The following is a 13836-nucleotide window of genomic DNA, read 5'->3' on the forward strand; positions in this document are numbered from 1 at the left end:
GAACAATATTTCATATCTGTGATGTGGAGTTGTTTACTTAAGATAATCAAATATATGAAAATAGTATTTCATTTTAACTGAGGCCATCCAGCGTTCGAAAACAGGAAGACTTTTCAGGTAATCTTCATACCGTTGCATGCAATAGTTTCTATATCCGTTTTCCAGCTCAGGATTCAGCTGAAGGCCGGCTATTGTTTTTTTAACAAAAGGAAACCTTTTGAATGTGGTAAAAAGTGATTCCCTGGATATAGCTTCTTTTCCGGAAGTACTGAATTGAGAAAATGTTTTATATCCTATATTCTGTTGAGGATGGATTCTATATTCTCCGAGAATATTTTTTTCTACCCATACTGTATCTTTATCGGATGCAAGGAGTAGAAGTTCATAGTCATGTATAATGACAGGACTGATTTTTTTTAAAGGGAGATGTTTTTTAAGAAATGTATTTCGGATAGCCATGCTCATCCCCGGGAATATATTTCCTTGGTATAATATTCTTTTTACAATATCTTCCGGGTGTTTAAATTCTTTATAATCAACTGATTCTATATCCCAGTAGGTAGTCTCCGAAGCACTGTTTATGGCTTCGCCGAAAAGCTTAATATTATGAGAAACAATGTTGATATCAGTATTCTTTTCAAAAAGATCTGTAATAAATGCTGTTTTATTTTTATACCATCTGTCGTCCTGGTCGCACAGAAATACAATATCTCCAGAACATAGATTCATTGCTTTTTCAAAATTGGCGATATAGCCCAGGTTTTTAGGGTTTTCGTATATTTTTATGATATCCGGAAACTGTGCTGCGTAGTTGGAAATTATCTTTAAAGTTCCGTCTGTGGAACCATCATCACAGATAATGATTTCATATACAGGTTTTTCCTGGCTTAGAATACTTTCCAGCTGTTCAGCGATGTGATTTTCGCCATTATAGGTGCAGAGGGCTACAGATGAGGTCATTGTGTTTATGATATTCAGTTTTTTTTCTGAAAAAGTTTATAATAATACTTTTTAAATTTCAGGTAACCGGAGATTACTTTGCCGCCTGTTATTTTATTGAATTCAGATTTTAATTCTATCAGCTGAGTTGTATATACATTGATCATATGATAAGCCAGTTTATCATGAAGCTCTTCACCATATAATTTTTTTAATATAGGAAGGATCTGAACTCTTTTGAGAAGAATATTATTGTAATCAGAAGATAAGCTTTGTTTATTATTTTCTTTTCGGTAATGTGCAAGGGGCTCATCAATAAGTAACGCTTTGGGGTGATTTTTCATAATATATATCCACATCAGCCAATCTTCATTATGCTGTAAGGTAAGGTCGAAACGAAATCCTTCAAGAAGTCTTTTGGAAATAAGAGCACAATGTATAGGTATGGTAAATTTTAAATTCCATCCAAAAACGATACTGTCAAATGTCAGATAGTCTTTCTCGATCTTATTGTAGCCGGGTAAATGCCGGCCATTCCTGTAAATTGTGAACTGGCTTACTATCAATTCATATTCTGGACTTACTGAAAGGCTTTTGGAAAACTTTTCAGGATCAATAATATCGTCTGAGTCTAAAAACTGGATGTAGTCTCCACTGGCTTTTTCAAGACCTGCATTTCTTGCAGAAGAAATTCCTCCGTTCTCTTTATCAAAATAAATAAACCGACGGTCCTTTTTTACCCATTTTTCTGCTATATCTGCGGTATGATCTGTGGATCCGTCATTCACTATAATGCATTCCCAATCTGTGAAAGACTGATTCAGTAAAGACTGTAAACATTCATCAAGATAATTTTCTTGATTATAGCACGGCACTATGATGGAAACTTTAGATGACATTTTTTTTGATGTAATATATTTTTTTGAGGGCTTTTAAAAAAGCTTTAATTCTAAAATGTTTAAGATAAAAGAAAATAACGGAATAATGAGCATTATATCTTCTGTAGTGACTGGAATTTAAATATTCTTCCACTACTCCGGAGATAAATTCATAACTGAATAATGAAGAATATTTAGTAACCAGAGTTTCTTTTAATTCAAAACCGGCCTTTTGCTTTTGATCATCTAAATGATCTGATCCGGAAATGCTGGATCCCGAAATTCGTACTTTAACTTTGGTATTTTTATTATAAAGAATATTATTTTTGTCAGCAAACAAAAGTATTGCTAAATCATCACTTCCCCAGGCTAGTGTTATTTTTTCAAATTTAATTTCTTTGTAGATATCCAGTTTAAAAATATTTTCAGAAAGGCTGCTTTGTATTTCATGATTATATTTTTTGATAAAGAATTCTGAAGGTTTTAATTCTGAAAAATTATAATCGAAATTTTCTATTACATTATTTTCTTCATCAATCCACTGGTGTGCAAATTTTATGACTGAAATTTTCTTTGTTTCTGCCAAAGGTAGTTTTTGATAAAATACTTCTACCAAATTTTCAGAAATCATATCGTCATCACCTAATATCTGAAACCATTCTTCCTGAACATTTTCCAATACTCGTTCCCATTGAAGGGCTAAGTTTTTGCCTCCAACATTTTGCTTATAATTAAAATATGTATATTCATCTGGGGCAAAATATTTCTGAATGATAGGTAAAGGATCGGTAGGGCTTGCATCATTTCCTATATATAAAGTGAAGTTCTTGTTGCTTTGTGATGCAACAGATTTTATAGTTTCCTCAAAAAAATCGATCTTATAATAAGGAATAACTATAGCAAGCTTATTTTTATAATTCTGGGATGTCATTTTACCCAATTTTTATACGTTAACATTTTCTTTTCGATAAGATGCCACGAAGCATATGCAAAAATATAGGTGATAATAATGCTTGCTATCATAAGCTTGATAGTTCCCAGTCCCCAATAATACATTAGTGTCTGCTGTATTAAAAATGCATAAATGTAAACTCCATAGGAAATGTCTCCTATTTTTGAGCCTATACTGCTGATATATCGGTTTTTGTTAACCCCGATAAATAAGATTAATAACGGTAAAATAACAGGGCTTACATACTTGTAAAATACAAAATATAAAGATGCTATCAATGTTAAAAAAAGCAAACATCGTACCCAAAATAAATTGATTTTTTCAAAATTAATGAGCTTTAATAAACTTCCTGCCATGAAATATGCGCAAAGCCTATAAAACTCATTAGGCTGCAAAAATAGTTTTTGCATTGTATTTTCTAAAAAATGACTTTCAGTAATGGTTAAATAATATGATATGAGAAAAATAGCACCAACTATAATGATGAGGTACTTATGTTTACGAACCGGGAATAAAAATAATAAAGCAATATACATGGTAAACTCATAGGATAAAGACCAGAGACTTCCGTTAATTGCTTTTGGATATGGATTATTTTCAAAAACACCTTTTACTTCATATTGAATTTTATATAAAGAAAGTGCATTAGGGAAATAGCTCCAATATGTTTTTTCCTGAAAAATATTGTCTCCCTGGTATAGAATAGGCAAGAAAAGCATTGTAAGTAATAAAAGCAGGATATAAGCAGGATAAAGTCTTAACATACGTTTCCACATATACTCCTGTGGACTTTTACTCCGCTCAAGACTTGTCATGATAAGATAACCGCTCAAGATAAAAAAACAGTCTACAGATAATGAACCCAGACTAAGCTGTTCCTTTGTTAATATACCAATTATCTCGGGCTTACCTGTAAGGGGATAAGAATGTGATACTATTACCAAACTGGCGAAAAGCAGACGAAGAAAATCAAAATTATTACTGCGGTTAATATTTGTGGTGGAATTCATTGTCTCTGGGTAAAATACTTTATTAATTCTCTTTTCCTGATGTATATTATATTGGCATTTCTGATTTTTGACATCTGATATACCATATACTTTCCGCGTAAAGATAGTTTTTCTGTGAAGCTGTAATGCATGAATCTTTTCTTATCGATAGTTACAAGAATTTTTTCATTTTCGCTATCATAAAACTTATCAGGGGAAGGCTTCCAGAATGAATGATTCTTTTGGCTGATTATGTTATAAAGTTTTTCTATACTGGATTTCCAGACCTCAATGCTGAAGTTACTTAAGACATATTCATATTGTTTTTGCGCTGTTTCTTCCCTGTATTTTTTATCACGGATCATGCGCTTGATATTGTTGTGCCATTCTTCTACATTTTTTGGATAGAGAGTTCCGTGATCTTTATTTTCGCTAAAAAGTTTAAATAAAGGTAACGGATTATAGTGAAGTACAAAAGGAATTTTACATAAAGCGGGCTGCAAAAGAGCTGTAAATGATGGCAATGGAAAGCCTTCTACATAAATATCGGTGATGCTTTCAATATCACTCAGCTCAGATGTAGAAACAATACCATGCAAAACAATTCTGTCATGCTGGTACTCCTTTGCATAGACTGAATCCGGGCTTATTCCAACGATATTAAAAATTACCTCCGGATTTTCCTCTACAATCCGATAGGCCTCCCTAAGGAAATTATACTGTTCATTTGGATTGTATTTATAGGAAGTTCCTGTACTTAAAAGTTTAATGTTTTTTGTTTCTGTATCCTTTTTTTCATGTACGTCACATGAGTTTTCTACAGGAATAGGCAGGAAAAACTGTCTTTCCAGCGGAATTCCTCTTCTTTCCACATCAAAAGATATACTGGATTCCCTGATTTGAAGAACCATATCAGCAATTGATGTTCCCAGCCAAAAAACATGGTCAGCATGATTGATAAAACAAACAGGAGTTGTAATGTCTTTTTGGGATAAAACAATATGGGCGACGGCTTCATTGGGATGGATATGAAGCAATATAACATCATATTCATTTAAAGCCTGCTGATTTAAGAGTTTTACCGATTCTATTTTTGATGGCGATAGTACGCTGATGTGCTCTACATCATTCTTGTTTTGCAGATAAAAATTACTAACATCCAGTAGCTCTTCTAGAGAAAGCCGGGTGCTTAGGATGGTATGCTTTTTAGCAGGATCATTCTTTATCCAATTGTAAAGAAGCTTTGAATGGCCTCCGGAAGTATATATCTCCGAGCAGATATGCAAAATTTTATTAGATTTATTTTGCGGCTTGGGACGTTGGAAAGACGCAGATAAAATTTTTTGTTGAATATTAGCTAAAAGTATTTCAAGCGACTCGCTTTTATAATATCCCGAAAAATTGAACCAGCCAAAAGAAGCCGTCTTTTCAATATAATTTATGCAGTCTTCATATAGCTTTTCTTCAAATAACTTTTGTGCAATCTGAATACACGATTCAAAATACTGTCTATTTGAATATAATAATTTTTCTCTGTTAGAAGGCGTATATGTCTGCATTAAAGTAGTATTGGAACTTAAGTATACTGATCTTAAAACTGATTTAAACAATTAATAATAATGTTTATCTCTTCTTCATTCATCACAGGGCTTATAGGAAGGCTTAAGACCTCTTTATGGATTTTTTCGCTGATAGGGAAAGATAAAAGGTTCCATTCTTTATAAGCTTCTTGCTGATGCGGTGGAATAGGATAGTGGATGAGAGTCTGAATACCATTTTCTGTAAGATAAGCCTGAAGCTCATCTCTTCTTTCAGAACGGATAACAAAGACATGCCATACATGCTCTCCTTCATTTTCAGGATTTTCCGGAAGAATGATGGAAGGATTTTTTATTTCGTTAATAAACCGTTTTGCAATTTCTCTCCTTATATTATTTTCATCATCAATATATTTAAGCTTAATATCCAGCACGGCTGCCTGAATTTCATCAAGCCTTGAGTTTAAGCCTTTATAAATATTAATGTATTTCTGATTGGAACCATAATTGGCCAAAGCTCTGATGGTTTTTGCCAGAGTTTCGTCATTGGTAGTTACTGCGCCAGCATCTCCTAAAGCACCTAAATTTTTACCGGGATAAAAGCTGAACCCTGCCGCATCACCAAGATTTCCTGATTTTATGCCACCCCATTCTGCTCCTATTGCCTGTGCGTTGTCTTCAATTATTTTTAAATGGTGTTTTTCTGCAATCTGCTTCAGTTCGTTAGAAAAAACAACTCTTCCCTGAAGGTGAACAATAAGAACTCCTTTTGTTTTTTCCGTAATCTTTTCTTCAATTTTTGAAATGTCAATATTATAGGTATTTATTTCCGGCTCAACAAAGACGGGAACAAGACCATTATCTGAAATTGCAAGTATGGAAGCAATATAGGTGTTAGACGGGACAATAATTTCATCACCCGCATTCATTACTCCCAGTTCCATATAGGCACGTAATATCAGACGTAACGCATCTAAGCCGTTAGCAACACCTATAGCGTGTGAAACTCCCGTATAAGAAGCAAGATTGTTTTCAAAAGCTTGAGTCTTTTCCCCCAGTAAATACCATCCTGAACGGAAAACTTCTAAAAGCTGAGCCTCAATTTCATTTTGATGCTGTAAGTTGATTTTTTGCAGATCTAAGAACTTAATCATTTTCGTAACCGTTTTTTAGTTTCCAATTTTCGAATCCCTCTTCTTCCCAAGGTAAATTTCTAGAAAAATTATACGGCCAGGGATAATGAGATTTTCCTGTTTCTCTTGATTTTAATTCGCGGATATCTTTTATATTTTTTGCCGGATTACCTACTATCAAAGAATAATCTTCATATTTTCCTCCCACAAGTGATTGTGCGCCCACTAAGCAGTGTTTACCAATGATTGTTCCCGGTAGTAAAACAGTACCTACTGCTATCTGGGAAAAATCCCCGATTGTAGCTCCTATGCATATGTCAGAAGGTGGTGTAGGATCATTCGTCAATACTACATAAGGATAAATAAAAACAAAATTTCCTATTGTAGACTTTTGACCAATATGTACGTTGCTGTGAAGCCAGCAGTCGTTACCAAAAGTAACATGCCCTTGTATATCGGTAACTGTTCCCAATCTGCAGTTATTCCCGAAAACTGAGTTTTCCCGTACCGTAACTCTGTGGCCTGTAGAAAAGCTATTGCCAAAACGTGAGCCTGCATATAAAATAGTATGGCTTCGTATTAATGCATTTTCACCGATGATCGTTTCGGGATTTATATAATCATTTTTAAAATAATAATCGTTAAGCGGCTCTCCAATAACACAATCATTTGCAATGATTGAATTATCTCCAATAGTAACGTTGTCATAAATTACGGTGTTGTCACCAATTTTTACGTTTTTACCTATTTTTGCTTTATCACTGATGAATACGTTTCTGTTATTAAATTTCATTTTGATAATTTTTGAAATCTTCATAGTTTCTTATATAGTCTTTCTCATTATAAGAATGAGATGCTAGCACCAAACAAATAGCTCCCGAGGAAAAATTAATTTCAGAAGCCCATATTCCAGGTGGAATATGTAATCCCAAATCAGGGCGGTTTAGGAAAACCTGTCTTTTGAATTTTCCGTCATCTAATGAAACTTCAAAACTACCGCTTGCTGCAATCAGAAACTGATGACATTCTTTGTGAGAATGAGCTCCTCTGCTCTCTCCGCCTACAATATCATACAAATAGAAAACTCTTTTTACATTGAAGGGAAAAGATGAGTTATTTTCAACTACTGTAAGGTTGCCTTCATCAAAACTGATTTTACCCAGATCAATAACATTACAATCAAATACGGAAATATTATTTTTCATTAGTCAGCATTTTAAATTCTTCGAAATCTCTTATATAATCACTTTCATTATATTGTTTATCAGAAACAACCAATGCCAATGAATTTGTTGAAAAGTTTTCCAATCTTCGCCATAACATTTTAGGAACATACAATCCGTAATAGGATCTGTTTAAGGAAAACCTCTGTTCTTCTTTTCCATTATGTATCACTACATCAAAACTTCCTGAAAGAGCAATAATAAATTCCTGCTGCTCCTTGAAAGCGTGGCTTCCCCTTGTTTCTCCGCCGGGAACATCATATATCCAATAAGTTCTTTCTATGGTAAAAGGTAATTGATTGGGATGTTCAAAAAAGGAAAGATTTCCTCTTTTATCATATATTTTTGGAAGTTCTATTATTCTAGGAATCATGGTTCTTGTACTTTGTATTCAAATTGAGGTCTGATTATTCCAGGATAAACATACATGACATCTCCTATTTTTACATTTTCTACTTCAAATCCGATGAAATTATCAATTCCATACAGAAGTGATTTCTGATCTTTTCCAAAGTAAAGTTTAAAATAATAATTTCCTGCATTTAGAAGTCCCGTAGGAATATCAAATTCTACAATATATTCACCAACTTTTGATCCTTCTTTTGGCGAGACAAATTTTCCCACATGGAAAATCACCAATTCATCGTAGTTTTTCAGTTCAAAAGTAGTGTCAAGGGTAATATCAGGACAATAATTATGAAAAATAAGCTTTACATGTACCCCGGAATCAATATCCAGTAAATTTCCATTAATTGGAGATACTGAAAATTCTTTTATTCTGATATTTTCATTACCTAAAGCTTCATCTAGATTTCCGTTATAAATATAAGAGCTTTCCCTTGCGCTGCTTTTTTGGTATTCTATGATTGTACTAAGGATATCTCCCTGGTAATCAATCTGACCCTGATTCAAAAGAATTCCTTTTGTACACAATTCTTTAACGGCAGTCATGTTATGGCTTACAAAAAGAATAGTTCGTCCTTCTCCTCTTGTTACATCATTCATTTTCCCAAGACATTTCTTCTGGAACTCAGCATCTCCTACGGCAAGCACTTCATCTACAATCAGAATTTCAGATTCAAGGTGTGCTGCTACGGCAAACGCCAGACGCACATACATTCCTGAAGAATATCTCTTTACCGGAGTATCAATGTATCTTTCTACTCCTGAAAAATCTACGATCTCATCAAATTTTCGGGTAATTTCTTTTCTGGTCATACCTAGAATAGCCCCGTTAAGGTAAACGTTTTCACGTCCTGTCATTTCCGGATGAAATCCTGTTCCTACCTCAAGTAAGGAAGCAATTCTTCCCCGGGTGGAAATTCTCCCGGTAGTAGGTTTGGTTACTTTACTTAAAAGCTTTAACAGCGTTGATTTACCGGCGCCGTTTCTTCCTATAATTCCTACAGCATCTCCCTGCTCAATTTCAAAATTAATGTCCCGTAAAGACCACACATATTCAGAATCGCCTTTAGTTGTTCTGTCATTGGCTTCTCCAATTTTAAGATAAGGGTCTTCTTTGCCTCTCACTTTATGCCAGAATCTGTTGAGATCATGAGATAGAGTCCCTGTTCCCACCTGTCCCAGGCGGTATTGTTTTGATATATTTTCTGCTTTTAAAGCCAGCATGTTTAGATTTGATTTTAAGTTAATAAACGATAATTACCTATAATTATACGGTATCCATGAATGTTTTTTCAACTTTATTGAATATCAGTATTCCTATCATCAAAAGAATAAGAATAAGAATGGTACTGATTCCAAGCATCAATGGTGAAAAATCGCCCACACCCAGCCATGCGTATTTAAAACATTCGAAAATTCCTGTCAGGGGATTATAATAGGCCAGATTTTTGAAACCTGCCGGAAGCGAAGATACCGGATAGATCACAGGTGTAGCATACATATATAAACTGATTCCGAACCCCAGCAGCATGCTCAGATCTTTATATTTGGTGGTGAGTGCTGAAAATATCATTCCTACTCCCAAAGCAAAAAATGCCATCAATACAATCAGAAAAGGAGTTGCAAGAACCCAAATATTAGGATGTACTTTACCTTGGGTCAGATAGTAAATCCATACCAAAATGAACAATACGAACTGTACGGAAAAGCGCATCAGATTAGATATTACTATAGAAATAGGGGTAACCAGTCTGGGGAAATATACTTTTCCGAAGATAGCCGAGTTTCCTAAAAATGTACTGGAAGTAGCCAGCAGACATGCTGAAAAATAATTCCAAAGGGTAACACCGGCCAGATAAAATAGAATTGGAGGAGCTCCATCTGTAGGGAGTCTGGCAATAGCACCAAAAACAACCATGTAGACGATTGTTGTTAAAATGGGATTGATAAAAAACCAGATTGGTCCTAAAATAGTCTGTTTAAAACTTGAAATAAAATCTCTTTTTACAAACATGTAAATAAGATCTTTATATCTCCATACCTCTCTAAGTTTGATATCAAACAAAGAATGACTGGCTTCAATTGTTTCAGTCCACTTCTGTTGTGGTTCATTCATCTGTGTAAGTTTTTGCAAATTTATAATAATTAATTCTTACCATCTCTCTTAAGCTTATGAATTTTCATAGTTAATAAAACTAAAAATCAACAACTAATATATTGATATTTGTCGGTATGAACAAAAACTATTGACCACAAAGCCAATAGTCTATGAATTTTATAAATTATATCTGTTATTTTCCGATAAGTTGTTTCAGGTATTCACCATATCCGCTTTTGCCATATTTGGTAGCTGTTTCAAGCAGTTTCTCTTCATTAATAAATTTGTTTCTGAACGCAATTTCTTCAATACAGCCTATTTTAAATCCCTGTCTTTTTTCAATAACACTCACAAATTCTGAAGCGTCATGAAGAGAATCAAAAGTTCCTGTATCCAGCCATGCGGTTCCTCTGTTGAGAACAGCTACTTCAAGCTTTCCATTGTTTAGGTATACATTATTGATGTCTGTGATTTCCAGCTCACCTCTTGCAGAAGGCTTGATGTTTTTAGCAATTTCCACCACATTGTTATCATAAAAATAAAGACCAGGGACAGCGTAGTTTGACTTAGGATTTAAAGGCTTTTCTTCAATAGAAACAGCTTTCAGATTTTTGTCAAATTCCACTACACCATATCTTTCAGGATCCGCTACGTGATAAGCGAAAACAACTCCTCCTTCCGGATTGGTTTTATTTTTCAATAAAGTTCCCATTTCGGAACCGTAGAAAATATTATCTCCCAATACCAATGCTGCGGGATCATTGCCTATAAAATTTTCACCTAGTATAAATGCTTGCGCTAAACCATCAGGACTTGGCTGTACAACATATTCTATATTACAGCCAATTTGCGAGCCGTCGCCCAAAAGCTTGATAAAACCTGCTTGGTCATGTGGAGTAGTGATGATGAGAATATCCTTGATTCCTGCTAGAAGTAGTGTGGAAAGCGGATAGTAGATCATCGGTTTGTCGTAAACAGGCATCAGCTGCTTGCTTACTGCAATGGTAAGAGGGTAAAGTCTTGTTCCGGAACCTCCGGCTAATATTATTCCTTTCATGTTTTGGTGCGTATTGCGCGTATTTCTTTTGTGTTATAAATGGATTTATTTAGCTATTTCTGGTTGACGATAAAAACTGAAATGTAATTAATTATCTCAGATTCTATAATTCTTCCTTAATAGCAGGAAATTTAGCTGTATTGCTTGCTGTAGTAATCCTGATAATTGCCTGAAGTTACATTCTCAAGCCACTCTTTGTTTTCAAGATACCAGTCTATGGTTTTTGCCAGTCCTTCTTCAAAAGTTACTGAAGGTTTCCAGCCTAAATCTTTATTTAATTTTGTAGCATCAATGGCGTAGCGTTTATCATGACCTGGTCTGTCTTTCACAAAAGTGATCAGTTTTTCAGAATAGCCTTCCGGTCTTTCCAGTTTGGCATCCATTTGTTTGATCAGTTCTTTTACAAGGTCAATATTCTGCCACTCGTTGAATCCTCCTATATTATAAGTTTCTCCGGTTTTTGCTTCCTTAAAAATCTGATGAATCGCTTTGGCATGGTCAATGACAAATAACCAGTCTCTGGTGTATTTTCCATCGCCATAAATGGGAAGTGGTTTTTCATTGATAATATTAGAAATACAAAGAGGAATCAGCTTTTCAGGGAAATGATTCGGACCGTAGTTGTTGGAACAGTTAGATACGATGAAAGGCATTCCATAGGTGTTTCCGTAAGCTCTCACCAAATGATCGGAAGCTGCCTTTGAAGCAGAATATGGAGATTGGGGGTCGTACGATGTTGTTTCTAAAAAGAAGCCTGTTTCGCCTAAACTTCCATATACTTCGTCAGTAGAAATGTGATAGAAAAGATTGTTTCTTTTTTCATCCGGGAATCTGCCGTGAGTATGATCAGGATTTAATGTCCAGAATTCTTTACAAAGGTTCAGAAGATTAGCGGTTCCGTTTACATTCGTATTGATAAATGCCATTGGATCTGTAATACTTCTGTCTACGTGGCTTTCAGCTGCTAAATGTACAACGGCATCCGGGTTATATTTTTCGAAAACTTTTCTAAGTTCTTCCGGTTTTGTGATATCTGCTTTTTCGAAAACATAATTAGGCTCATTTTCGATGTCTTTTAAGTTTTCCAGATTTCCGGCGTAGGTAAGAGCATCAAGATTGATGATTGTAGTATCCGGATTGTTTTTTACAAACTCTCTTACAACATGAGAACCGATAAATCCGGCACCTCCTGTAATGATAATGTTTTTCATTGATTTATTTTGTGATGGTCTTTCTTCCTATACTTTTATAATGAAATCCGTTTTGTTCAGGGATTTCCAGCGGGTACATATTTCTGCCGTCAAAAATGACTTTGTTTTTCATTTTTTTAGCCATCAGTTCAAAATTAGGGTTTTTGAATTCCGGCCATTCTGTAGCAATAAATAGTGCGTCTGCATTTTCCAGCGCGTCATACATTCCTTTGGCATACTCTATTTTATTGCCTAAGAGCTTTTGAACATTCCTTTCTGCAACCGCATCATAGGCTATGATTTCTGCTCCTTTCTCCAGCAGAAGAGCAATATTATCTAAAGAGGAAGCTTCTCTGATGTCATCCGTGTTTGCTTTAAAGGCAAGTCCCCACATGGCAATTTTCTTTCCTTCAATACTTCCGCCGAAATATTTTTCAATTTCAGAGACTAAAATAACTTTTTGATTTGTATTTACATTTTCAGTAGCTTCCAGGATCTGGAAATTAAAATCTTCCTGTTTGCCGGATTTTATAAGCGCTTTTACATCTTTAGGAAAGCAGCTTCCTCCATATCCGATTCCCGGGAATAAGAATCTGTGCCCTATTCTGTCGTCACTACCCATTCCCAGTCTTACCTTATCTACGTCTGCACCTACCTTTTCACAATAGTTGGCAATTTCATTCATAAAGGTAATTTTTACCGCTAAAAATGAATTTGCTGCATATTTGGTAAGTTCTGAAGACTTCTCATCCATAAAGATGATAGGAATTCCTGTATTGGTAAAAGGCTGATATATTTTAGACATAATGTCTTTTGCTCTTTCTGAGCCGGCCCCTACAACCACTCTTGAGGGATTCATTGAATCTTCAACAGCAAAGCCTTCTCTTAAGAATTCAGGATTTGAAACTACATCAAAAGCGATGTCTGTTTTGGAAGCAATTGTTTCTCTCACTCTGTCTGCAGTTCCTACGGGAACCGTACTTTTATTGACAATCACTTTGTATTCAGTCATCAGTTCACCAATATTATTAGCTACCTGAAGTACATAAGACAGATCCGCAGATCCATCTTCTCCCGGAGGAGTAGGCAATGCCAGGTATATAACTTCGCTTTTGTCTAAAGCCTCTTTAAGATTGGTAGTGAAAAATAATCTTTCAGACTGAATGTTTCTCAGGAACATTTCTTCAAGGTTCGGCTCATAGATCGGAACAATGCCGTTTTTCATACCTTCTACTTTTTTTTCATCAATATCAACACAGTATACTGAATTGCCAAGTTCTGCCAGGGTAGTTCCTGTAACTAATCCTACATAACCTGTTCCTACAATCGTTATATTCAAAATGTATGTTTTTAAAATTCTAAAGACAAAAGTAATAAAAATCCTGTGACATATTCTTTTAATTTAATTGTAAATGAATCTTGCGCTATTTACTT

Annotated in this window: 14 protein-coding genes; all 14 read right to left on the bottom strand. The window is 34.8% G+C overall.

Annotated elements, in window-relative coordinates:
* Positions 1-33 precede the first annotated feature (33 nt).
* The 14 genes from ACODR7_RS06710 to ACODR7_RS06775 all read right to left on the bottom strand — a co-directional run bounded on the left by ACODR7_RS06710 (position 34) and on the right by ACODR7_RS06775 (position 13741).
* Entirely contained in the window at positions 34-960 is a 927-nt protein-coding gene (locus tag ACODR7_RS06710; RefSeq protein WP_488838240.1) for a glycosyltransferase, read from the bottom strand.
* 14 nt (positions 961-974) lie between these two features.
* The gene (locus ACODR7_RS06715) at positions 975-1838 is read right to left on the bottom strand and encodes a glycosyltransferase family 2 protein (RefSeq protein WP_488838242.1); all 864 of its coding nucleotides are present in this window, start codon (positions 1836-1838) and stop codon (positions 975-977) included.
* Positions 1828-2748 (bottom strand): glycosyltransferase, encoded by a 921-nt coding sequence (locus ACODR7_RS06720; RefSeq protein WP_488838244.1) that lies wholly within the window; start codon positions 2746-2748, stop codon positions 1828-1830. The genes ACODR7_RS06715 and ACODR7_RS06720 overlap by 11 nt, the downstream gene beginning before the upstream one ends.
* Positions 2745-3779, bottom strand: a complete 1035-nt coding sequence (locus ACODR7_RS06725; protein WP_488838246.1) for an acyltransferase family protein — start codon at positions 3777-3779, stop codon at positions 2745-2747. The genes ACODR7_RS06720 and ACODR7_RS06725 overlap by 4 nt, the downstream gene beginning before the upstream one ends.
* Positions 3776-5317: a glycosyltransferase family protein gene (locus ACODR7_RS06730; protein WP_488838248.1), complete on the bottom strand. Its 1542-nt coding sequence runs from the start codon at positions 5315-5317 to the stop codon at positions 3776-3778. The genes ACODR7_RS06725 and ACODR7_RS06730 overlap by 4 nt, the downstream gene beginning before the upstream one ends.
* A gap of 32 nt (positions 5318-5349) precedes the next feature.
* Complete coding sequence (locus ACODR7_RS06735; protein WP_488838250.1) at positions 5350-6450, bottom strand: DegT/DnrJ/EryC1/StrS family aminotransferase; 1101 nt, start codon at positions 6448-6450, stop codon at positions 5350-5352.
* Positions 6443-7222, bottom strand: coding sequence for an acyltransferase (locus ACODR7_RS06740; RefSeq protein ID WP_488838252.1), 780 nt, complete (start codon positions 7220-7222; stop codon positions 6443-6445). Before ACODR7_RS06740 ends, ACODR7_RS06735 begins: the two co-directional genes overlap by 8 nt.
* Positions 7212-7634 carry a sugar 3,4-ketoisomerase gene (locus ACODR7_RS06745; protein WP_488838254.1) on the bottom strand — a complete coding sequence of 141 codons (423 nt, stop codon included), beginning with the start codon at positions 7632-7634 and terminating at the stop codon, positions 7212-7214. The genes ACODR7_RS06740 and ACODR7_RS06745 overlap by 11 nt, the downstream gene beginning before the upstream one ends.
* Entirely contained in the window at positions 7624-8025 is a 402-nt protein-coding gene (locus tag ACODR7_RS06750) for a sugar 3,4-ketoisomerase (RefSeq protein ID WP_488838255.1), read from the bottom strand. The genes ACODR7_RS06745 and ACODR7_RS06750 overlap by 11 nt, the downstream gene beginning before the upstream one ends.
* Positions 8022-9281, bottom strand: coding sequence for an ABC transporter ATP-binding protein (locus ACODR7_RS06755; protein ID WP_488838257.1), 1260 nt, complete (start codon positions 9279-9281; stop codon positions 8022-8024). The genes ACODR7_RS06750 and ACODR7_RS06755 overlap by 4 nt, the downstream gene beginning before the upstream one ends.
* 43 nt (positions 9282-9324) lie before the next feature.
* On the bottom strand, positions 9325-10173 hold the full coding sequence (locus tag ACODR7_RS06760) for an ABC transporter permease (protein WP_488838259.1): 849 nt from the start codon (positions 10171-10173) through the stop codon (positions 9325-9327).
* Between the two features lie 175 nt (positions 10174-10348).
* Positions 10349-11212, bottom strand: a complete 864-nt coding sequence (gene rfbA, locus ACODR7_RS06765) for a glucose-1-phosphate thymidylyltransferase RfbA (protein WP_488838261.1) — start codon at positions 11210-11212, stop codon at positions 10349-10351.
* 131 nt (positions 11213-11343) lie between these two features.
* A complete protein-coding gene (gene rfbB, locus ACODR7_RS06770; RefSeq protein ID WP_288444041.1) occupies positions 11344-12423 on the bottom strand; it encodes a dTDP-glucose 4,6-dehydratase in 1080 nt (359 codons plus the stop codon).
* Between the two features lie 4 nt (positions 12424-12427).
* Positions 12428-13741: a UDP-glucose dehydrogenase family protein gene (locus tag ACODR7_RS06775; RefSeq protein ID WP_488838263.1), complete on the bottom strand. Its 1314-nt coding sequence runs from the start codon at positions 13739-13741 to the stop codon at positions 12428-12430.
* Positions 13742-13836: the final 95 nt, after the last annotated feature.

This window comes from Chryseobacterium sp. FG46 (assembly GCF_057809135.1).